Annotated in this window: 17 protein-coding genes; 8 read left to right on the top strand and 9 right to left on the bottom strand. The window is 46.2% G+C overall.

Annotated features, from left to right (window positions below; translation table 11 throughout):
• Nucleotides 1-209: 209 nt before the first annotated feature.
• Together ltrA and THEBA_RS08740 are read left to right on the top strand one after the other, a co-directional pair.
• Nucleotides 210-1,478 (top strand): group II intron reverse transcriptase/maturase, encoded by a 1,269-nt coding sequence (gene ltrA / locus THEBA_RS08745; protein ID WP_014731262.1) that lies wholly within the window; start codon nt 210-212, stop codon nt 1,476-1,478.
• 628 nt (nt 1,479-2,106) lie between these two features.
• Entirely contained in the window at nt 2,107-2,724 is a 618-nt protein-coding gene (locus THEBA_RS08740; RefSeq protein ID WP_014731219.1) for a hypothetical protein, read from the top strand.
• A gap of 1,124 nt (nt 2,725-3,848) precedes the next feature.
• Here the strand turns inward: THEBA_RS08740 and THEBA_RS08730 are convergent.
• The 9 genes from THEBA_RS08730 to THEBA_RS08690 all read right to left on the bottom strand — a co-directional run bounded on the left by THEBA_RS08730 (nt 3,849) and on the right by THEBA_RS08690 (nt 12,943).
• Nucleotides 3,849-4,175, bottom strand: a complete 327-nt coding sequence (locus THEBA_RS08730) for a hypothetical protein (protein ID WP_014731217.1) — start codon at nt 4,173-4,175, stop codon at nt 3,849-3,851.
• A gap of 977 nt (nt 4,176-5,152) precedes the next feature.
• Nucleotides 5,153-6,052, bottom strand: a complete 900-nt coding sequence (locus THEBA_RS08725; RefSeq protein ID WP_014731216.1) for an ABC transporter permease — start codon at nt 6,050-6,052, stop codon at nt 5,153-5,155.
• Nucleotide 6,053: 1 nt separating this feature from the next.
• On the bottom strand, nt 6,054-7,088 hold the full coding sequence (locus THEBA_RS08720; protein ID WP_014731215.1) for an ABC transporter permease: 1,035 nt from the start codon (nt 7,086-7,088) through the stop codon (nt 6,054-6,056).
• Complete coding sequence (locus THEBA_RS08715; RefSeq protein WP_041928452.1) at nt 7,066-8,601, bottom strand: ABC transporter ATP-binding protein; 1,536 nt, start codon at nt 8,599-8,601, stop codon at nt 7,066-7,068. Before THEBA_RS08715 ends, THEBA_RS08720 begins: the two co-directional genes overlap by 23 nt.
• 47 nt (nt 8,602-8,648) lie before the next feature.
• Entirely contained in the window at nt 8,649-9,635 is a 987-nt protein-coding gene (locus THEBA_RS08710; RefSeq protein ID WP_014731213.1) for a BMP family lipoprotein, read from the bottom strand.
• Nucleotides 9,632-10,591 (bottom strand): carbohydrate kinase family protein, encoded by a 960-nt coding sequence (locus THEBA_RS08705; RefSeq protein ID WP_014731212.1) that lies wholly within the window; start codon nt 10,589-10,591, stop codon nt 9,632-9,634. Before THEBA_RS08705 ends, THEBA_RS08710 begins: the two co-directional genes overlap by 4 nt.
• Entirely contained in the window at nt 10,588-11,406 is an 819-nt protein-coding gene (locus THEBA_RS08700; RefSeq protein WP_014731211.1) for a BtpA/SgcQ family protein, read from the bottom strand. The genes THEBA_RS08705 and THEBA_RS08700 overlap by 4 nt, the downstream gene beginning before the upstream one ends.
• A complete protein-coding gene (locus THEBA_RS08695) occupies nt 11,406-12,227 on the bottom strand; it encodes a BtpA/SgcQ family protein (RefSeq protein ID WP_049794054.1) in 822 nt (273 codons plus the stop codon). The genes THEBA_RS08700 and THEBA_RS08695 overlap by 1 nt, the downstream gene beginning before the upstream one ends.
• Nucleotides 12,227-12,943, bottom strand: a complete 717-nt coding sequence (locus THEBA_RS08690) for a GntR family transcriptional regulator (RefSeq protein WP_014731209.1) — start codon at nt 12,941-12,943, stop codon at nt 12,227-12,229. Before THEBA_RS08690 ends, THEBA_RS08695 begins: the two co-directional genes overlap by 1 nt.
• Before the next feature lie 1,355 nt (nt 12,944-14,298).
• On the opposite strand from THEBA_RS08690, the gene THEBA_RS08685 reads away from it, so the two are divergent.
• The 6 genes from THEBA_RS08685 (at nt 14,299) to THEBA_RS08660 (ending at nt 22,053) form a co-directional block, all read left to right on the top strand.
• Nucleotides 14,299-15,282 (top strand): LacI family DNA-binding transcriptional regulator, encoded by a 984-nt coding sequence (locus tag THEBA_RS08685; RefSeq protein WP_014731208.1) that lies wholly within the window; start codon nt 14,299-14,301, stop codon nt 15,280-15,282.
• Complete coding sequence (locus tag THEBA_RS08680; protein WP_014731207.1) at nt 15,279-17,090, top strand: amylo-alpha-1,6-glucosidase; 1,812 nt, start codon at nt 15,279-15,281, stop codon at nt 17,088-17,090. Before THEBA_RS08685 ends, THEBA_RS08680 begins: the two co-directional genes overlap by 4 nt.
• A gap of 15 nt (nt 17,091-17,105) precedes the next feature.
• Nucleotides 17,106-18,320 (top strand): extracellular solute-binding protein, encoded by a 1,215-nt coding sequence (locus THEBA_RS08675; RefSeq protein WP_014731206.1) that lies wholly within the window; start codon nt 17,106-17,108, stop codon nt 18,318-18,320.
• A 57-nt stretch (nt 18,321-18,377) separates the two neighbouring features.
• Nucleotides 18,378-19,544, top strand: a complete 1,167-nt coding sequence (locus tag THEBA_RS08670; protein ID WP_014731205.1) for a carbohydrate ABC transporter permease — start codon at nt 18,378-18,380, stop codon at nt 19,542-19,544.
• Between the two features lie 12 nt (nt 19,545-19,556).
• Nucleotides 19,557-20,441 carry a carbohydrate ABC transporter permease gene (locus tag THEBA_RS08665; RefSeq protein WP_014731204.1) on the top strand — a complete coding sequence of 295 codons (885 nt, stop codon included), beginning with the start codon at nt 19,557-19,559 and terminating at the stop codon, nt 20,439-20,441.
• Between the two features lie 97 nt (nt 20,442-20,538).
• The gene (locus THEBA_RS08660) at nt 20,539-22,053 is read left to right on the top strand and encodes a glucosidase family protein (RefSeq protein WP_014731261.1); all 1,515 of its coding nucleotides are present in this window, start codon (nt 20,539-20,541) and stop codon (nt 22,051-22,053) included.
• Nucleotides 22,054-23,334 lie beyond the last annotated feature (1,281 nt).

Below are 23,334 nucleotides of genomic sequence, written 5' to 3'. Positions count from 1 at the left end.
GCCAAGGGGGTGATGGGGAAGTCGAAAGGCTCCATCACTTGCGAAGGGGGGAAGGATCGAAGAAATGTGATCGGAAGACAGTGAAGAGATTCAGGTTAGACAGTTAAAGACAAGGTACATATTCCCGAAAGGGTAGAGAAGCCAGTCATTAGTTGTCGCAATAACATCTGAGACTACAACCGTTGGAAGAGAGCATACAGGAGAAAGAGATGAAGTATTACAGTCTAATCGACAAAGTCTATTTGGAGAAGAACCTTTTAGAAGCCTATGGCAGGGTAAAATCCAACAGAGGAGCCCCTGGGATAGACGGAGTAAGCGTAGAGATATTCGCAGAGAAACTTCCCGAAGAAATCGAGAGACTATCCGGAGAAATCAAGAGAGGCGAATACAAACCCATGTCACTCAGGGGGGTAGAGATCCCGAAAGCCGACGGTAAAACGAGGCAATTGAGAATACCTGCCGTAAGGGACAGGGTTGTACAGCAATCTCTTAAGGAGGTACTCGAACCGATATTCGAGGAAGGATTCCATCCCTCCAGTTACGGTTACAGAAAGGGAAGAAATGCCTGGCAGGCAGTGGAGAAGGCGAAAGCCTTTGCATCCAAATACGGACTGTGTAATGTAGTGGAACTTGACCTCAGTGAATGTTTCGACACTCTGGATCATGAGAAGATAATAGACTCCGTAGCCGAGAGAGTGAGTGATGGAAAGATACTCAAACTCATACGGGCAATACTGAAGAGCGGAGTAATGGAAGATGGAGTCTGGAAGGAAACAGAGACTGGCAGTCCACAGGGAGGAGTAATAAGCCCGCTGCTGGCTAACATCTATCTGAACGAATTCGATCAGAAGATGAAAGCCAGAGGAATAAGGATAGTCAGATACGCAGACGACATACTGATCTTCTCGAAAACCCAGGAAGAAGCCCGAGAGTTTCTGGCAATCGCGATAAACATACTGGAGATTGACATGAAGCTCAAAGTCAACAGGAACAAGACGAGAATCACAACACTTGAAGATGGATTTCACTTTCTTGGCTTTGAAATAAAAGGCGAGAGAGTGGGGATAGAGAAATCCAGATTGAAGAGATTCAAGGAAAAGGTCAGGAAACTTACAAGAAGGAATCAGAGCAGGCCGGTAAAGGAGATAGTGAAACAGCTCAATCCACTGTTGAGGGGATTCGCCAGCTATTTCAGGATAGTGGATTTCCAATCCATTTTGAGGGGACTTCTGAGCTGGATAAGGAGAAGGCTAAGAGCCATCATACTACACCAGTGGAAGACAACTAAGAAACTGAACAGAGTTCTCAGAAGGACCGGATGGAAAGAGAAAGTCAACATGAGAATGAACAAATGGCGATCTTCTCACTCAAAAGCAGCCAATTACGCCATCCCCAACAGGTTCTTTGAAGAGATGAACCTAGTCGATATGACAAAATACCATCATCCCCTGTCGAAATTTCCGATACTTGATCCATGAGCCGTGTACGCGGCCCGTACGCACGGTTCTGTGAGAGGACGAGGGGCTCCGCCCCTCTCCTACTCGATGTTTTGAACCGATCGGGGTTGCAGGTAGGTGGTTGCAGGTTCGAAAAGAGCTACGGAACACAAGATACTGATAATAGTTCATGATGTTGGTATGTGATGTTTGATCTTGATCTTCATACGTCTACCCTCATACCTCTGACCTCTTTAGTTTTTTGATCTTATCGAAGAACCGGCTCTTCACAGCGTTCAGCGGGTTCTCCGCTTTTAAGCGTGCAGCGGCTCTTCTCCCGCGAAGTGGTACTGGCGAAGGCGAAGCCTTCACTGGCAGCGATGATTATCGCCTTTTGAATGGCCTGCGCCAGAAGACTGGCTTCTCCATTTCTCGTCTCTCGTTAGCGCAGCAAACTCTCTATAATGCTCTTTCTCGGCTGATCTTATCGTAGGAACACGTGTATCTTAACTCCTTCTCCAAGGAATCAGCAAAGAACACTCTGGCCAGAAGAGCCTGAATCGGCCGATACTGTTCTAAAATCTATAAGGAGATGTTTGTTAGAGAACCACTCACTTTTCAGACTAAGCAGCATTCTCATCTCCTAATTCAGATTGTGGAGGATAATGAGATGAAGAGTTTTCGCCTGACGGTGGTTCTTGTGCTTACTGTATTATTTCTTACGGCCTGTCCAATTAAGAATAGCAAGCCTGAATGGGGTGTCATAGAGACAATTGTCGAGAATATTGGAGAGCTAATCCAGATCAACCTTGCCAACTATTGTTCAGATCCGGACGGCCATCTTCTTTCATATAGTCTTATTGGAGGACCGGGAACCGTCTCAGGCAGCCTTTATGAATGGACAGTCAGCGGACCACTCGGCGATATTGCAGTTACTATAAAAGCAGAAGACGAGAAGGAAGCGTCATCTGACAAGACATTCACAGTAACGGTCAAATCATTCCCCAACGTTCCCTCGAACCCTTCCCCTGCAAATGACGCGAAAGACACTGATCTTGAAGTTCTCTTGTCTTGGGAAGGCGGAGATCCCGACGGGGATGCGGTATTGTACGATTTATACCTTTCTACTTTCCACAATCCTTCCCTTTTCAGATCGAATCGAACTACGAACACTTATAACAAAATCGGCCTCCTTCCAAATACTACATACTACTGGAAGATCGCCGCAAAGAACGAAGGCTCAGAACCAGTAGTTGGTCCAATTTGGAGTTTCACAACAAAAAAGTAATTCTATCTGGCTGAATGTTGTGGAGACCCTGAAAACCGTTGGAGTCTCCTAAAATTATCAAACATCGTTGTCCAGTAGCGGCTTTCCTGTAGCTCTCACTGCGTTATCGAACAACGGGTTTTTGAAAGTTTCTCTATGCGTCATTCCTGTGAGACTCCTCACTCTGTCATCCCGAACTTGTTTCGGGATCCGGGTTTTGGAGAAGCCGAGGTTAGAGGTCAGTGGTCAGAGGTCAGAAGAGCAAGAGAGTAGTCAGCGTTCGCCGAGGAGAACTTTGAAGCAATAGCATCGAGATTCCGACCAGGAGCTTTGTCGGAATGACGGAATCTAGCCTTTTGCAATAACCGTTAGTTGTCACCCCAATGAGCCTACCCTGAAATGCTCTTGCTCAGGGCCCCTGTTTGGGGTCTCCTGTTCAGAGTCATCCCGAACTTGTTTCGGGATCTGGTTTTGATCCTCTCGGCGGGGCCGGAAGATCGTTGACGGATAACGTGGTTTTTAGCAGCGTTCATCCGCTCTTTCCCCGCGAAGCGGGCATTGCGACCTGGGCAGTTCTTGCACAGCCTTGCGTTCAATGTTCTACAACTGTATCACTTCTCAATGGAGTCGGCAGCGCGTCCGCCGAGGGCTTCCTAAGGACCAAGAGCAAAGCTCTTAGCTCTCGAATGAAGATCTATCTCATAGCAAAAAAAGCAGGGTTAACTGAATGCAAAAAATGGAGTCACGAAAGAACGAAAGAAGCAATTTATCGGAAATATATCGGCATTTTATCGGAAATGGGTACTAACTTCCCAAAAGGTTATAGGTTTTTCTAAAAGCGGTAAGAAACTCTATTGGATCGTAAAACAACAAACTGAAATTGCGGCATCAACTTACCTCCTATATTATTATAAACCCGCGATATTCAGTAACCATTTCGGCAACTTGCATATTCTCGAAGTAATTAGCTCCTTGTACTGTGAAAAACATCTTCCCAGGAATACCAGTGGTTTTTCATTTCAGGCGAATAATCTCCTTGTTCGTTTAAAACGCATACTTTCAAACCCGTCTTCGTAGTTCCATCTAGGTTATTCGGCGAACCGGTAGGTTGCATTTGCAATTCATGAGAGAAAACAATTCGCTTATCACACTCGAGTTAGTACCTTCGTTGTCCTGAGCCTTGCCTTCGAATGTGTGCAAGCCTTTAGAGTATCCACTCCATGTATAGCTTGTGCTCGTGCCATTCTTACCCAGCTGTCACCATCTTTTCTGTATTCGTACTTGGAAATAGTTCCATCCGGATCACTTCCATTCCAGCTGAATGTGCTGCTGTTCTGGGATATTGCTCCGGAAGGGCTACTTGCTTTGGTGATTGTTGGAAGCGTGTTTGGAACGGGTGGACATCGACTTATAAATAGCACCACAGCTGCTATAAGCACCAGCAAACAAAACGAGAAAATTTCGCTCTTCATTACCCACCTCCACAAGTGAGGCTTTGCATCTATACAAAATAAGTGAGGGCTCAGGGAAAATATGGGAAGAGGTGCAATGTACTGATGCGATTAATATACCACTTGTTACATTATAAACAAAATGGAAGTTTCCCTGTTCTAATTAGACAATGTGATTAGTTACATAAAGAAAGAGAGCCTGGTCCATTTATGTCTTTTATTGAGTAAAAAACCAATGATTAAGAACTATAAGTGACAATAATCGCTTAGGATAAGCCTCAACAAATTATAGTAAGCTCAATGGGTATCACTGAGTCTGAAGAATACGAAGGATTTTGGCAGTTCAAGACAGACTTTGAGGTATGATATTCGTCAGCTTTCTCTAAATAGTTAACATACGGTTAGTCACTGCGAAAATAAAAAATGCCACTTTATGCTCCGGATTTTCGTTCACAAAGTTGGCTTTTCAGTATAAGTCTACATAACTAATAAGTGTAAAGTGTAGTCTTTTCCAAACTAGCATTTCTGGTTCATACGCATATTAAGCAGATTGAGATCATCACATGTCTAGGTTGATCTGTTACTAGAGAGTGGCATGCAATCCCTTCCTTCCTGCCGTTGGATGAAAAACCTTTTCTGGACTCCATTTTTAACAACCCGTCAACCTTCATCAGGCTACAGGAAATCTCTATTGAAACAGAATCAAAACTCACTACCACAGTAAGATAAAGCTGTAGCTTCAGATTGTGCACACACAATTGCTTCCGAGTTAGTCATTTGAAGTTCTTATAATAGCCAATACCGCCAGCAAAACGAAAGGCGCAATGTTGCCGCTACGGGTGTCCTAAGAAGCTAGTTTCATAAGGCTTATTGACGGTTATTTGAAGTGCTCTTCACAAAAGAGCTCAGTCTTTTTTGTGGCCCGCATAATTTGGGTATCTTGATTCAGAAGTTGACTTGCTCAAGTAATCTAGTCCAGCCATGTGAAAGATTCTGCTTCAGGCGTTCTTCAGTCCCTTTCTGGACTTCAGATGAAACAACAGCAGAACGACTACACTCATCACATAAGGCAGCATTAGAGCGAACTGAGGCGCGACCTTCTCGCCTTGCAGCTTGACAGAAAGAGCATCGAAAACACCAAAGAGCAGAGAGATGACAAGTATCCTCTTCGGTTTTCCCCCCGAAATTAGAATCGCGGCAAGTGCTACAAAACCTCTCCCGCCCGTCATCTCGCGGGAGAACATCCTTACGTTGTATAGCGAAAGCTGTGCCCCCGCAAGTCCACAGAGAGCTCCACACAAAACGCTGGAACACAGTTGAACAAACCCCACCTTCACACCTGCTGTTGTAAGGGCCTGAGGCATCTCTCCACAAACCCTAAGCCTGAGCCCAAAGGAGGTCTTGTAGACTATGAATGCCAAGACAAAAGCAATCAGAATTGAAAGATAAGTGAGTATACTGAAATTCAGAATGTAGTTGTCTAGAAAGTAGTTTCCAGTTATGAGTTTGAGTTCAGGAATTGGCGCTATATCTGGAGAGTTGAATGCATTTTCTCCCTTAAACATGATTCTCATAAGGAATAAAGTGAGTGAACTCACCAATATGTTTATTGCAAAACCGATTGCGAAGTTGTTTGCTTTCAAGAAACTTACAAAAACTGAGTACAGCAATGATATTAGAATGGAAGCCATCATTCCGGCAATTATGCCGTAAAAAGCATTCCCTGTAAGATATGAAAACACTACGGAGAAGAAGGCGCTAATCAGCATGAGTCCTTCCATAGCCACGTTGATTATACCTGCATGATAAGTTAGTGCCCCTCCTAACGATGCAAGCAGAATTGGAGTCGCCATTCGGATTGATGTTCGAAATAGTGTAGTGATCAATTCCATGTCCATTCTAATTATCCCCCCGTCCAACAATGAAGGTCTTGAATGCAGCTACAAATAAAACCATAACCGCTTGAAGAACACCGCTAATCTCAGCCGGAACCGACGAGAACAACTGTAGATTCACACTTCCGGTTTGAAGTACAGAGAAGAGAAAGGCAATCCCAATAATGATCAGTGGATCATTGAATGCAAGTAGACAAATCAGGAGACCAGTAAATCCGTATCCCGGTGGAAAACTTTGCATAACCCTTTGTGTCATTCCCAGGACCAGAAGACCACCGGCTAGACCTGCCAAAGCACCTCCAATGAGCATCGACAGAAGCTTTATCTTCTTGACCTTAACTCCACTCAACTCTGCAAAAACCGAGTTGCTTCCAGTGATTTCAAATTCATATCCCATGATGAACTTCTTCCTGAATACGAATAGAACCAAAACTATCCCTATAGCAATAAAAAAAGTCGCGGAAAACTGTGACCCTTCGAACAAATATGGAATGACATAATTCGACTTTATATAGGGAGTCTGGGCAAGAGGTGATCGAGGGTCTCTAAATGGTTTGTTGATCAAATAGGCTATCAACTGAGCGGCGATGTAGTTCCCCATCAGAGTAGTAACTACCTCATCCATTCTCAACTTGATCTTGAATATCGCAGGCCACGCAGCCCAGGCCATACCAAATGCAGCAGATACCAAAAGGGCCACGACAATGTTCACGATACCCGCTCCGAAATCTATAGAAAAACCGACTAGAGCAGCCCCGAATGCTCCCAACAATAACTGACCCTCTCCACCGATGTTCCACATTCCGGTCCATGCAGGAACGGCAACGGCGGCTGCGGCTAAAATCAATGGAACCATTTTGTTTAAAGTAGACAAAAGCTGATAGTGGTTGCCTAGTGAACCTTCAATAATAAAGCTGAATCCTTTGAAAGGTGACTCTCCGCCAAACCATATAATCAGTGCCCAAACCGATAAGATACAAACTACGAGAAGAAGCGAGAGAAGGAGCTTTCTTAGACTAAGAGTTCGTGCAGCTTGCATTCTGCGACCCCCTTATCCCCGTCATGTAATAACTGATCTCCGTCGTATCGTAATGAGGGTATGCCAGCTCCGCAACGGCTCTACCGCGGTATAACACAATAATTCTATTCGCAAGATCCATTATCTCCTCGAGATCACCGCTGATCAAGATAATACCGGAACCACTCTTTGAAAGTCTCCTGAACGAATCGTGGATGAGCTTTCTCGCTGCCACATCGACTCCTGCTGTGGGCTGAGAAGCAATAAGAACGGCAGGATCATATGCGATTTCGCGTCCGACGAGAAGTTTCTGCATGTTGCCCCCCGACAAAGCCCTCACAGGGGTTCGAATATTCTTACCTGTTCTAACGTCGTAATCGGCAATGATTGACTCGGTGAACGCGTTTGCCTTCGAGCTATTTATCGCCAGTTTCCCAAATCTTCCAGATTTATGGTGGCCCGCAATGCTGTTCTCGACTATACTTCTGTCAGGCGCTAGCCCCTTCTTCATTCGATCGTCGGTGATATAGGCAAGTCCTGCTTTTCTTCTTTCGAGCGTATTTAGTGATTCGATCGAAGATCCCTTTAGTAAGATTTCTCCCGAGGACAACATCAGATTTCCTGCAAGCACCTCAAAGAGCTCCTCCTGACCATTTCCTCCAACTCCTGCGAAACCTAGGACCTCCCCTTCGTGGAGGTCAAAGCTCAAATTCTTTAGTATTCCCGATGCGTCGGAAATCTGCTTCACAGACAAAACGATTTCATCTCTCACGAAGTTTTCTGGTCGTTCATAGAGATCACTGGCTGTTCCGATCATCATGTTTGCCACACTCTCTCTGTTCACGTCCTTCTTGTCAAAAGTACCTACGACCTTGCCCCTTCTCAAAATCGTTATTCGGTCAGCAATAGCGAAGACCTCTCCCAGTCTATGAGAGATGAAAACCACCGTCTTACCCATGTCCCTAATTCCAGTCACAAATTCAAGAAAGTCATCCACCTCGTTCGGGGCTAGCACTGCGGTTGGTTCATCAAGAATAACGAAATCCGTATCTCTATAGAGAACCTTAAGAATCTCAACCTGCTGCTTCTTACTTATCGGTAAGTCCTGTATTCTGTCATCCGGAGAGATCGACATTCTAAGCCTCTCAATCAACGAAGAAACCGAACTGTTCATCTCGGCGTTGTTGATCTTTCCAATTCTGTTCTGAAAGCGTTTCTCCATACCAAGCACTACATTCTCGGCAACCGTTATGCTCTGCACGAGCTTGAAGTGCTGGTGTACCATTCCTATGCCAAGGCCTATCGCTTCCGAGGGATGTTTTGGCGAGAACTGCTTGTCCTTGAACGTTATTTCTCCCGAAGTCGGTTTGAACATTCCAAATAGAATGTTCATCAGAGTCGACTTTCCAGCGCCATTCTCTCCCACGATCGCGTGAATCTCGCCTCTTTTTACATCGAAACTCACTTCTTTGAGTGCTTCCAGGCCATTTGGGTATGTCTTCGAGACTTTATTGCAGACAAGAATTGGTAACACCCCCCGAGATATTGAAGACGGAGCCCCCGGAGGGGCTCCAAAAAACATCAGTTGAGATATGAGTCTACTACGATTTCTCCGTTCGCGATCTTCTCCTGAATCTCTCTGATTTCTATGTAGACTGACGCTGGTACTGTATCCATCATGAATTCGTTATACGCGAGTCCCACTCCGCCATTAGCAATACCGTAGACATGGAGGGAACCCTTTTCAAGCTTATTCTCAACCTGCATTCTAACGATATCCAGAACTGCGACGTCAACTTTTTTCATCATACTAGACACTATGAAACCTGGCTGAAGATAGCCCTGATCCGTATCAACGCCAATTGCAAAGAAGCCATAGTCCTTAGCTGCCTCGAGAATTCCGAGACCCGTGGGGCCCGCGGCCTGGAAAATCACATCGGCTCCTTCTTTAGATACTGAATAGGCCGTCTCTTTTCCAAGGGCTGGATCGTAATGATCTCCGGCATATCTCGCAATGACCTTGACTTCTGGATCGACATATCTGACACCATGTTCGTAACCGACCTGATAGTCCCTGATTACGGGCATATCGAAACCGCCGACAAATCCAACTATCTTCTCGGAATTGATCTTGCACAGTTCAGTCTTGTCAGTCAATAGCGCAGCAAGGCATCCAGCGAGGAAAGCTCCTTCATTCTGCTTGAAAGGAACTGAAACGACGTTTGGAAGATCCGATGCGCCGTCGATATAGACAAAGGTCTTCGACAGGAACATTGCGCTTACCTCCGCGAGCTCCTTGTCAAAGAAGTAGCCAGGATCTACGAAGATTAGATCGTAGTTCATAGCTGCCGCTCTCAAAGAATCAAAATACTTCGAAGGGTCGACATGGCACTCGAATACTTTGTATTCAATATCGAACTGCTTTTCTGCTTCTTGAATGCCAATGTAAGCCATGTCCGTAAATCCACGGTCTCCGATTGCGTCTCCTGCAACAATGGCCACCTTCAATGCGCCGAAACCCGTTGCAACGATCCCCAGTAGAAATAGAACGAGAATCATTCGTTTCATGATACTTTCACCCCCGTTTTGATAGATTTATAGTGCTTGCTTTCTAACATCTCTTTTCTATAGGGATAAGATGTAGCAGCACCGATTCTTTCTGTGCTGATCCCTGCGTAAATATTTCCGTAAATGCCAATCTCCTTCTCTTCAAGATTGTTGACATAACCCCAGATAACGGCTGCGTTGAAGGCATCACCTGCTCCCGTGCATTCAAGAGCCGTTACTCTTGGAGCGGGAAAGTCAAAACAGCTATCCTTCGAAAAGAGAGAACAACCATTTGCTCCTCTCTTTATCCAGATGTCAGAAATACCAGTTGAAAGCAAGTCCGAGCAAAACCTGAACTTGTCAGACTTTGAAAATAGAGCTTTCAACTCATCTTGAGCGGGAAGGAAGACATCCACGAAAGGAATTATCTTTTCTATTCTCGAAATCGAAACCAAATCGGTCTTTCTTATGTTGGGATCGAAGAAGATCTTCGTGCCGGAAGACTTGGTTTCCTCAACAACTCTAAGAAATGTCTCGAAAGTCTCCTCACCTTCTACAACAGACACACCCGTAAGATACAATATACCTGAATCCAGAGAGGTTCCCGAAAGATCTTCGTAAGTTATATGTACATCGGCCGCACCTCTTCTGAATGAGAAGAAGGTCCGCTCGTTGTTTGTAGAGAGAGAAAACACTACACCGGTTGAATACGACTCCGAGATTTTAGGAGAGAATTCAATTCCAAGTGTCAAAAGTTCGGCCTTTATGAAATCGCCAAAAATGTCCTCTCCTATCATAGTGAAAAAATCAGCATCGATCCCAAGCTTTCTCAATCCAACATAAGTGTTCAGTCCTGAGCCACCGGGTCGCAAAGCCGGTTTCTCGCTGTAGGCACAGCTACCCGGTGTGGGAAACCCATCAAACTTCCCGATTATATCTACGTTTACATCACCCAGAACAAGAACGGATCTGCTCATCGCTTTCTTATCTCCTTGATGACCTTCATGAACTCCTTGACTCTCTCGGAATCCACTGACTTGTAAGAATCACCGTCGACCTTGAAAGTGGAACCAACAAAAGCTCCTGAAGCTACTTCGAAGATCTTTCCAGCGTTAACCTTGTTCATTCCTGAACCCACCATAATCGGGTAATTTGGAAGTACGCCTCGCACCTTTTTCAGATCTTCGAGAGGCGTCTCAAATCCAGTGTGCTTTCCACTAATGATTACAGAATCCGCCAGGAAATATGCGGCATCGTAGGCGGATTCTTCAATCGGTCTCATCGCAAGAGGCGCGGAATGTTTGATATGAACGTCTGCAAAGATCCTTATGGAAGGATCGAGGAATTTGCGGTATCTAAGAATTTCATGAGGTCTTCTTATTGCTAAGCCCGAAACATCTACAGATGCTTCGGTGAACACGGTCGCTCTCACGAATTTCGCGCCGGAGGAATGCGCTACAGCAATGGATGCTATTGGATCGGCAAGAAGACAGATGCCCATAGGCGTATCCGGAAAAGCTTTGTGAACTTCGTGTGCAACAATGGAGAGCGAGGAAACAGTCTCGGGGGCGGCAACATCCGGGAAGTAAGACGGATCGTTGTAATTCTCGACTTGAACGCCATCTACTCCGCCTTCAATGAGCTTTCCCGCTTCGTCCAGCGCATGATCTATTACTTTTCTTAAACCCTCCCCATCATAAACTGGTGAGCCTGGTAATGGCTTTAGATGAATCATCCCAATTATTGGTTTCGAAGTACCAAACAACTGGTTGAACTCAGTTATTGTGGTCATCAATCAAGCTCCTTTCTGCACTTCTCCATATGATTTGCAAACTGCCTGACTCTCTCGGGGTCCACAGGGCTTTCAGTCTTACCGTCTTTCTTAAGGCTCGTTCCAACAATTACAGCATCGCCAAGTTGTGGGAAGTACTCGGAAAGACTTTCTGGAGTCACCCCGCTTCCCACAATAAGTGGAAGCTTTGGAAGGTAATCTCTTACCGCCTTTACATCCTCTGGTTTGGTCTTGCCGCCGGTCTTTTTCCCCGTGACAATAACGGCATCGGCAAGTCCTCGTTCAAAGGCATCTTCGGCCGATTCCTCAATGGGTCTGCGTGAAAGCGAATAGCCGTGCTTGATGTGTACATCTGCAAATATCTTTACGTCTCTGGCTTCGATCATCTTTCTGAATCTCAGTGCATCGGCTGCAATACTCTCCATCATTCCAGCATCAACTATGTATGTCTCCGTGTAGTAAGGTACCCTGATAAACTTGCCCCCAACTGCTTTCGCGATCGCAAGAGCAGAAATCGCATCGGATTGGAGAACGCAGAGCCCTATTGGAACAGAGAGATTAGCGACTACTTCCGAAGCAACATAGGTCATAGATGCAACGGTCTCGGGACCGACTCTCTTTTTGAACATCATGTCGCGGAAGTTTTCGATTATCAGGCCGTCCACGCCATTCTCCACCATGGTTTTGGCTTCTTCAACAGCGAGCCTGGTAATCTCTTTCATAGACATTCCTTCATATCTCGGCGCACCTGGCAGTGGCTGCAGATGAACTACACCGATTATTGGGAGCTTCTTTCCAAACATTTCTTCAAACATCTTCATCATCTCACTTCCTGTCTATAGAGTTCTTGGGATATAAAATATCTGTCTGGCCTGAACAATCCCTCCATGTATTCAATAGGTACGTTGTTCGAAATAAATGTGAGCCTAGTTATTTTCAGGAGGGGGGCTTTGTCTTTCACACGCAGAAAGTTCGCAGTCCTTTTGTCGGCTGCTTCAGCTGTAACCGTTTCGGTAGCCTTTTCTATTCGAAGGCCTAGGGACTCAATTTGGTTGTAGATCGAAGTCGCGCTGAAGTCTATCTCATCTACCGGAAATGCTCTTGACAAAGGAAAGTACGAAACAGTAATCGCCATTTCTAGATCGTCAACCAACCTCAGTCTTTCAACTCTCATCACCTCATGACTGCTGTCAATCCTTAGAAGAGAAGTGACTGAGTTTCCAGCCTGACCTCTCTCGATCCGTATCAATTTGGCTGAGGGGCGATGCCCGGTAGAGATTATTTCCTCTGAGAAGCTTCTCAAAACATTTAGCTCGGTTGCAAACTTCTCACTGCTTACGTAAGTACCCTTGCCTACCATTCTGACAAGGATTCCATCGTTAACCAGCTGATCGATGGCGTGTCTAACAGTCATGCGACTTACCTTGAAGAGATCAACAAGCTCCCTTTCAGACGGAATTCTGTCACCGGGGATAAGTATGCCTTTTTCGATCTGCTTGATCATGTAGTTTCTGATTTTAAGATAGATAGGTATCATGTTGACACCTCGCATTCACACACAGATATCTATATGTCTATACCAGTTTTATTCTACACTTTCTTCGTGAAGCGTTTCTTTTGCTGCAATTAAGCTTTTATGCGGCATATAGACCATTACACTGTGTTCTCTATTAAGAGTAGTTTTCGAACGTGTACCAGCTGAAAGAATCTCACCCTTTCATTTTCAGAATGCTGCATGAAAGGGTCGTATTCCTCAGTGTCGCTGGGATGTTTAGTTCGGCCAGACCAAGTGAACCGGAACAGTTGTCAATTCCAAGCGCAACCTTGTTCAGTAAGAGCCTATAATCAATTCCTTAGCTTCTGATTTGACCATGAGCAAGAGCGAGAATTGGAGGTAAGGAGAGCCGGATGCGAGAGGGAAAAATCCTGAGCGAAGAATACAGCTTTACATTCCTCATCAAAAGATCTCTAGAGCGACAATATGAAATTGTGTTTTATATACTGGACATTTTAATCAAAAACTGTCCGTTAAGCAGGTCATAGTTGAAGAGAGACGCTTGTCGCTCGCTAAGAGACGCTGCTCGCTGGGACGACCATCGATGCTGAAACAGGTTCAGATACGTTGAGCACGGGGTATCGATTACAGGGTATGGGGTCTCGTGAACAGAACCGGCAATCAATTCAGGGGCTCACTGCAACTGAAAAAAATTATCCGAGCAGCGGCTTCAAGAAGCCCCTCACAATGTCATCCCGAACTTGTTTCGGGATCTTGTTTTGATCCTCTCGGAGGACGGTAGACCGTTGACAAACAACGTGGTTTTCATCAGAGTCGCGCGGCTCTGCTCGAAGGATGGGCCTGCGGTCACGGAGGACCAGGGAGACCTCAACAACAAGAGTCTATCTCCTGGTATCCTGATCCCTAGGTTGACTGAATGCAGAAAATGGAGTCACGAGGGCAAGGGACAATATGATGAGTGAGTTTTTTTGTATTATTGGTTCACAGGCTAAATATTGGGCCACAAGGTTGCATGGCACTGATGCTTTTCGATATGGAGAGTGAAAACATAGGTATATAGTCCGCCGCAAGCTTCTGAACACATCGCTGTCAGTCTCTTGTCAATGCCCACAGCATCCCGCTCTGAAATTGGTAACCTGAAACTGCTCTCGAGAGAACCAGCGAGACTACTCACATTTCTCATATCTAGAAATTATGGAATTCTGCCAAACTTTCCCGTACAGTGAGGAAAAACCGTACATTCGTCCCTATTAATGAATAAACAGGAAAAATGCCTGCAAATTGCCGGCATTTGTGTTTGTTGTTAAAAACTAACTGTCTATATAATGTAATCGATTACATTGAAATCGATTACATCTTTTGCAGGAGTTGCTTATATGAACATTAACATTTCCAAAATAGCGAAGATGGCAAGAGTATCTACGGCGACTGTTTCCCGGGTAATAAACAATCCAGAGAAGGTATCAGCTAAAACCCGCGAGAGAGTTGAAAGTGTAATAAGCAAGCTAGGCTACGTGCCAAATCAGCAGGCGCGAAGCCTTAGAAGCCAGCAGACGAAGATGATTGCGATTATTGTTCCGCACAGCGCTGATTATCTCTTCACATATCCGTATTTTTCGATTTTCTTGAGGGAGACCTCGCTCGAATTGAGTCGTCTCGGTTACCATCTTATTCTGACAACCGACGAACCACATAACTCCGTGATAGATACTTACCGTGTATTCACAGACAAAAGACTAGTGGATGGATTTGTGGTACTTGACTTGAAAAACGAAGACGAAAGAGTGGACTTTCTCAAATTGCGGAACATTCCTTTTGTGGCAGTCGGTAGAAACGAAAAAGATAAGGACATCTCATTTGTAGATACCGATAATGAAGGAGGTGCGTATCTTGCAGGGAAGCACCTCGCCCGAAAAGGTTGCTCGCATGTTCTCTTTATTAACGGCCCAGCCGATCAAAGCGTTTCTCTATGGAGGGAACGCGGCTTTCAAAAAGCGGCGCAGGAAATGAATTTCACCTTTCTCGGCCGCAATGGAGACTTCGTTGAAAAGAGCGGCTTCGAAATAACGAAAAAACACCTTGGCCAGTTCGACGGCATCTTTGCGGCTTCAGACCTGATGGCGATTGGCGCGTTGAAAGCCTTGAGGGAAGAGGGGGTTTCTCTGCCAGTCGTGGGATTTGACGATATTCCCATTTCATCAGACGTTTCGCCCTCTCTGACAACGATCCACCAGCCAATAGACGAGGTCGGAAGAAGGGCCGCTATCAATCTTATCAGACTCATATCCGAAGACCACACGGAAACGACGATTCTTCCGGTCGAGCTGATTGTCAGAGAATCCTCAGAGGTGAAAAGATGAAGGTTTTCAAGAACGGAAACCTTATGGTAGTTACCGATGACAGAGGGATCATCGACTGCGAGTATGAAAAGGCGGCCGGACTTTATCTGGAGGATACCCGTTTCATATCCAGAATGATATTAAAGTCCTCGCACAAGCTCAGAAGACTACACACAGATTTTTCCTGGGACAGGATTGAAACCCATTATCTGGGGCGATCAAAACCGGGAATTCCACATTACGATATCGCAGTCTCCGAATGTCTCCGGGCTGAAGGAAATGCTCTTCAAACAGAGTTGACGGTGAGGAGTTATTCTCTGGAAGAAGTTCGGATCTCTTTCGAATATGATATCATTTGCGTCTTCGAAGACATTTTCTCAGTGAGGAAAAAGAATGACTCATACAATGAGCTCGAAAGCTCGAGAACTCTTTCCTCTTCTCCACCGAGGAGTTTTCAATATGAGACCGACCTCGAAAGGGATACCGTTGAGAACTCTCTGACTTCACTCTCTCTGGAAGTTAGACCAGGTCAGATTGAGAGAGTATCCGGGAAATTGAGGCTCGGCAAATATGTGAAAAAGGACGTTGTTTTCAAGAAGATGTTGTCCGAAAGACCGGTGAAGGATATTGCGCCTATCAAAAAGACTTCGCTGCTGGATGAAAGGGAACTGGGAGATCTGAAAATGCTCATGATTCCCACAGTCTACGGTGATTTTCCAGGCGCAGGCCTACCCTGGTTCGCCACAGTTTTTGGGAGGGATAGCCTTATCTTTGGCCTCCAGACCGTGGATCTTCTTCCTGAAATAACGAGAAATATCCTTACGGTGCATACTCATCTTCAAAGTAAAGAAGAAGACAGCCAGACCGAAGCACAACCCGGAAAGATCGTTCATGAAACCCGTCTGAATGAACTATCGCTAGCCGGAAGGCTACCTTTTGAAAGATACTACGGATCGATAGATGCAACGCTCCTGTTCATTATGCTCTCACACAGGTACTACTCACAGACTAATGACTGGAACTTTATAAGATCTATAAAAAACAGCATCATGGCAGCTGCCAAATGGATCGATACTTACGCTGATCTAGATAACGACGGATACATCGAATTCGCACCTTCAGGCACCGGTCTATCTATTCAGAGCTGGAAAGATTCCGCCGACTCCGTGAGCTTCTCCGACGGTACGCTGGCAGAGCCTCCACTGGCGCCAGTAGAGGTCCAGGGATATCTGTATGATGCCTTCAAGTGTCTCGAAAAACTCATGGCTCTCTTTGAGGACGAAGAAAGGGCAAATGTGTATGCACTGAAGGCAGCCGCCCTGAAAGAAAATTTCAACCGGGACTTCTGGCTGGAGAGCGAAGACTACTTCGCTACGGCGCTGGATAAAAACAAGAAACCGGTCGATTCAATAACATCAAATCCCGGGCACTGCCTAATGACGGGCATAGTGGACGAAGATAGAGCCGAGGCGTTGGTGAACCGTCTCTTTTCCGATGAACTATACACCGGATGGGGGATAAGAACGCTCTCCAGCAAAATGAAGCGTTACAATCCATTCTCCTACCACAACGGAAGTGTCTGGCCGCACGACAACTCACTGATTATGCTTGGCCTGATAAAATATGGTTTTTACGAAAAGGCCAGACAGCTCGCGCGGGATCTGTTGAAAGTGAAGGACAAACATCATGACAATCGCCTCCCCGAGCTCTTTAGCGGTCTGTCAGTATCTGAAACATCTGGAAAGTTGATTGAATATCCAACAAGTTGCTCACCTCAGCTGTGGTCTATAGGAACTGTTCTAGTAATATCCAAGGCGCTGGACGCCTGAAAAGGAGGGTTTAGTATGAAAAGATTTCTGTTGGTAAGTCTTGTTTTGTTAGCTGGACTCATGGTATTAGGGGTCACGAACATCAGAATCAGCGGCTGGCCTGGAAACCCTGTTGAAGAGGCCGTCATAATGAAGAACGTCGAAGAATTCAACAACATGCAAACGGATATCGTGGTCGAATGGCAGCCTATACCGGGGGACTTCAGGCAAATGCTTATCACCCAGTATTCTGCTGGCACCGCTCCTGATCTCTTCTATGTTGAAGCCTTCTGGTTCGAAGAACTGGCCAAGCAGAATATGCTCCTTCCACTAGATCTATACATCAAAAGAGACGATAGTTTCGACATCGACTGGTTCTACCCCAATCTCATCGAAGCCTTCAAGTACGAAGATAGGATCTACGGGATCCCGAAGGACTTTTCGACCCTTGCACTTGTTTTCAACAAGAAAATATTCGACCAGTACGATGTCGCCTACCCTACAGACGAAGACACCTGGTTCGATATGCTTGATAAGGCTCTTCAACTCAAGAGAAAGGGCTTTGAAACCCCTCTGGTTCTTGCGGCCGATCTCAATAGGATACTACCTTTTGTTTATGGAACAGGCGGAGACATCGTTGACGAGGATCTAAACGTAGCTCTGGGTAAACCAGATGCCAAATTCGGCCTCAATTTCTATCTCGATCTGGTCAACAAGTACAAAGTCGCTCAGGAACCGGCAAACCTGGGTGCTGGTTGGATTGGAGAAGCTTATGGAAAGGAAAGGGTGGCTATGGCGATGACCGGCCCCTGGACCATCGGATTCCTCGCCGGCGATTACCCGGAAGTTCTGAAGAACACCGGTATAGTCGAGATGCCGCATCTTATTGAGAAGTCAACGATGGTTTATACGGTCTCCTGGAGCATAAACCGAACTACTCCAAACAAGGATGCAGCCTGGGAAGTCTTGAAATTCCTTGTTACGAAGGGACAAGAGCGGTTTGTCAGCGAAGCGGGAGTACTGGCCTCCAACATACAGAACGCTGAAAAGGATACCGATCCAACGAAACAGGCATTCTACAGAGGCGCGGAGTATGGCACTCCCTGGAAGGTCAAGACACCCAGCGGAGTTTTTTCCAGAGCACACGACCAGCTCAATTCGTTGTTAAAGGATCTCTTCTATCAGAAAATCAGCCTCTCCGAAGCCTTAACCTTTGTCGAAGAGAATTATTCGGGCTGGGTAGCCGAATAACCTGTCTCTTGCCGGGCGGATTGCGATCCGCCCGGATCTCTTTAGAGGGGTGAGGATATGAAGCTGAATTTCAAAACGAGAGAAGCCATGGTTGGTTATCTCTTCGCAGCGCCTATAATAATCACCATCTTGATCTTCACGATCTATCCTGTTTTCGCAGGCTTGTACTACAGCTTCACCAACTACCAGCCCACGGAAGCCCAAAAATTCAACATGACCTTCGTCCCTGAAGAATCCGTTTCATTTCATCTGGGCGTTTTCCCCGATGAAGAAGGACTTGTCAAGAATGAGCTTCTCTCTCTTTTTGACCCGGTAACTTTCTTGACGCTGGATATGGGGGTAAAACTGAACGCAGAGCAAAAGGAAGCCGTAAGTAGCTTTCTAGATACGGACAAAATAGTAGAAGACTTTCTGGCAGGCCGGCTCAACAGTTCGGTATCTGTCAAAGACTTCATGAAGGAATACATGTCCTCAAAGAGTGAACTCTTCACGAGATACGTGCCGGAATTTGTAGGATTAAAGAATTTCAGAGAGATGTTCAAGGATCAGTATTTCTGGATCTCGTTAAAGAACGCCTTTGTCTATTCCATCGTAGTCGTACCCATCCAAACGTTACTGGCAATCCTCCTGGCCGTAGCCGCCAACATGAAAATCATGGGACAGAGATTCTTCAAGACGGTTTTCTTCCTCCCTTCAATTTCTTCTTCCGCGGCTATCTCGATGATCTTCTGGCTTATATACTCCAAGCCCGGCGTTTTGAACAGGTTCCTTTCAACGTTCGGGTTTCAGGCTGTTGACTGGCTCAATGAACCGAATACGGCTCTCGGAGCAATTATGGTGATGAACATATGGACCACAGCCGGTTACTTCATGATAACCTTTCTGGCCGCGCTGCAGAGTATTCCATCATCCATTTACGAGGCCTCCCAGCTCGATGGGGCGAAATTCTGGAAGACCTTCTGGAAGATCACTGTGCCCCTTCTCAGACCTCAGATGCTCTTCGTATCGATAATGGGAATAATAGGTTGTCTGCAGGTTTTTGACCAGATATACTTCCTAATCAAAAACATGCGAAATATAACGATTTCCTATTACATATACAAGAACGCTTTTGAATATCACAGGATGGGCTATGCTTCTGCGATCGCGATGGTCCTCTTTCTGATAATTTTCGCGATCACTGCCCTTCAGCGCAAACTGATAAAGGAAGAGTCGTATTTTTAAGGGGGCGATTACATGAAGAAAAAACTAAAGATTGGTATGATTATCGCCTACGTCGTGTTGATTCTCTATGCGGTCGTTTCGCTCTTTCCCTTCCTCTGGTCGGCCATAGTATCTCTCACTCCTATGAGATACACCGAAAACGGTGTGACAACGGGTACGGATATAATGAAGTGGCCTCCCGAGATAAATTTGTTTAAGTGGCCTCCGGAGTTTTTCGGAGCCCCCGCTACCGGCGAGAATTACGTACAAGTCTTCAAGATCACGCCCTACGCCAGATGGATACTTAACACGATCATCTATGCCGCGCTGGTAACAATTGGCCACCTTATCTTCGATGCCCTTGGAGGTTACGCCTTCGCTAGGTTGCGTTTTCCGCTGAGGGATCTGTGGTTCGCACTCTTTCTAGCCACACTCATGATCCCCGGTCACGTCACGCTGATACCCAATTACAACCTCATGGTGAGGTTCGGATTCGTGAACACTTATTACGGCCTCTTTCTCCCCAAGCTAACCGGTGTCTTTGGGATCTTTCTGATGAGGCAGTTCTTCATGGCTATTCCCAGGGAGATGGAAGAGGCCGCAAGAATCGATGGCGCCTCGATAATCAAGACTTACTTCAAAGTCGTGTTGCCAATCTCAAAACCGGCCATTTCAGCATTGGCCATATACATCTTTGTTGGCACCTGGAACGACTTTCTCTGGCCGCTGCTCATGACCTCGAGAAAGGAGATGTTTACCCTAACTGTGGGCCTTGATTTTTACCGGACAAGTTACTATACGTACTGGCAGTATATGATGGCAGCTTCCATAATGATGACGATTCCCATGATAATCATTTTCCTGATCTTCCAGAGGCAGTTCATAGATACAGGCGTTTCATCCGGGGTGAAAGGCTGATGGATAATTTTGACTACTACGTGGCAGGTAGAAGGGCATATTTTTTGGAGGTATCGACGGAAACGCAGAAAACATTGGCTGGCACTTGAAGGGAAAGATGGGCGGGTTTTGGCTAGATAAATACAGGCTATTCTCTTCGTATTTTCTCTCGCTCAATGGAAAGAGGGTTTCGCCGACAAGTTTTCAGAACAAAGTCTCGGAACGAATTGTCAACTATCCCGGGGCCGACCTCCGGATTCTTGCCCACCCTGAACGGCCACTTATCGCCATCAGAATTGAGAGTCGTGCCAAGATCGAGTTCTGCCTCAGACAGGAGATGGATCTAGTGTGGCTCGAAGACAGACCTTCTGGAAACATCTCGCTGAGAGTGGAGAATCAAGACCGGGACACGATCGTATGGCGCGAATTAGAGGGCATGAGTTCTTTCGTCAAAGTGAACGGAAAGGCCACATCGGAAGGCGACTGGCTGAAACTCAGCAGAAGGGGCAGACTTGAAGCGGTTATTGCTCTGGGCAGACCAGGGAAAGAGGGTTACGAACAATACCTCCTTGAGCGGGAGGAACACAACCGTCGATATCTTCCACCATTCCAGGACACTATACCATTCTGGGCAAGGGCTGGAGCTCTTGAACTCTTCTTCGAAAGAGACGTGGGATGCGGATTTGTCGCTGGGCTGGGAGAGTTCCCCTGGTGGTTCGGGATCGATGGAGTCTATACCTGCCTCGGACTGCTCGACACGCCCATGCTGGAACTTGTGGGAAAGACAGTAGACAATCTCGCGAAATTTGGCAACGGCCTGGCCCCTCACGAAGTTACTACGGCGGGCAGGATATACGCTTACGGAAGAATGAACGAGATAATCGCTTTTGCCTATCTAGCCCTGAAGTATGCGGTAAAGACTTCCAAAAAAGAGTACTTAGAACTTGTGGACAACGCGCTTTCACATGTTTCCGGTCACCTTTCGCGAAAGCTGTATCCTCAGGGTGAAGGCATCGTAGAAGTACCCATCAGTGGCGAATTTGCTCTGCTGGATTCCGCCTGCTGGCTATACTCTATGCTGAAAGAGCTACGCGACTCGAACATGATGAAAGATCTCAAAAACTCTCAGTTCGCGGCTTGGCTCCTTGAAAGATACGATCGTGAGTTTCTAAAAGACTGGTACGGCAAAGATGGCCTTTTTTACGATGCCCTCACCGAAAAAAGCGGGAATTTCGAGGGTCACTTTATACAAATTTACCCACTGTCCATGGGTCTCATCCGGAGAGAAATCGGGGAGAGATTGCTGGCAAAAATGGAGAAGATAGGCTACTTCAAAGAGCCGGGGCTGATACACTCGCTCCCTCTAAAAACCTTCGAAGCAGGCGATTATGGAGAGGGAGACAAAAACGATATTGTCTGGTCACTTCCCACTCTCCTTGCCATAGAAGCGGGAATTAGATACGGAAGGCCGGACCTTTCTGAAAAGTTCATCTTGTCTCTTGAGAACTCTCTAAAAAGCGAAATGTACGGGGCGTTACCGGAAATACTTCCCGCTGGCGGTTGTACGATCCAGGCCTGGAATGCCTATGCGATACCTTTGATCGAGCACATGAACTCCCCCTCCCCTGCTTAATGATAGAAACTCCAGAAAGGGCCTGTATTCACGCCTGGTTTTTATTCGGGAACACTGTCAAGGCACAAGACTGACAGCCATTATCGATGTGCCGACAGAGTCGAATCATTCGCTGAATTGGTAGCCAAGTCCCTGAAAAGTTTAATCACAGCCAGCCGGAGTGTGAGTATGCCGGAAGCAAGAAAACACTTGGTGGCTGGGATGCGCCGTATATCCAGTCACTCCTGAGATCGATAAAGAAGCAGAGCAAATCGGCACTGGCAAATCTTGCGTTTGATTGTTCCGAGAGTTCAGTTGCCGCTCTGGGGCAGAAACCTTCTGGACGACCCGCTTCCCAAAACGTATTGAAAGCCACCAAAGACCAGTTGTCGGGAAAGATAACGCTGCCTGAGTAGAAAAAGTGAATCCTCCAATGCCACACGGCTGCATGAGAAACCTAAAACAATCTTGTTGCCCAAACCGATGAAAGAGCGATTCGTCAGAGCCCTTCGACGCTGTACTCGGTGAGTCATTCTTTCGAGCGGGCTCTTATGGATTGTTATCGGCTGCGTACGGTACGCTCGGAACGGTCCCGCCCGTGAACAAACTGAACGGCTGGTCGAAAAGAATGTGAACGTTTCCTTAACGAGCTACGTAAAGTGTCGACCAAAAACTAACCAAACCCTTTGAAGATCAATTGAAAGACCTGAATGACAAGGATACGATGTCGCAGAAGTCCTCACCTGATCGGGAAGGCAAACCACGAACAACCCGGACGCTTAGCAACGAAGAACCGTTCTTCCCGAAGGACGGGTCCATGCTCTTGGAAGGATCAAGGTCGGGCTTCTTGATGACGGTATGTGAAGTTTTCGTAATCGCCTAACACTGTCAGCCTGAAATTGTTTCGGGAATTGAAAGACCGGGGTTGGGGGTTGGAGGTCCGTGGTTTGAAAGAGCAAAAGAAAGTGGTCCTCAGTTAAACGATTCTCTGTCCATCGGGGAGAGCCGGGAAGCAATAGCATCGAGATTCCGACCAGGAGCTTTGTCGGAACGATGGAATCTAGCCTTTTCGGAGTAACCGTTAGCTGTCATCCCGAACTTGTTTCGGGATCTAAGTTTGATCTTATCCAAGGGCGGGTTCTTGCCATAAGGATTTCGACCCTAACGAACCGATACATGAAAACCATTTTCATATGCGAGGATTTCATTTGGGTCCTTCGAAAAACATTCTCCGCATAAAACGGCAAAAACAAATTCATCTTTGTCACTCTATTGTGAGAGAATAACACTTACACGAACTTC

This window comes from Mesotoga prima MesG1.Ag.4.2 (assembly GCF_000147715.2).
Classification (GTDB): domain Bacteria; phylum Thermotogota; class Thermotogae; order Petrotogales; family Kosmotogaceae; genus Mesotoga; species Mesotoga prima.
The sequence above is the reverse complement of the archived record's forward strand: the minus strand, read 5'-3'. Positions and strand labels throughout refer to the sequence as shown.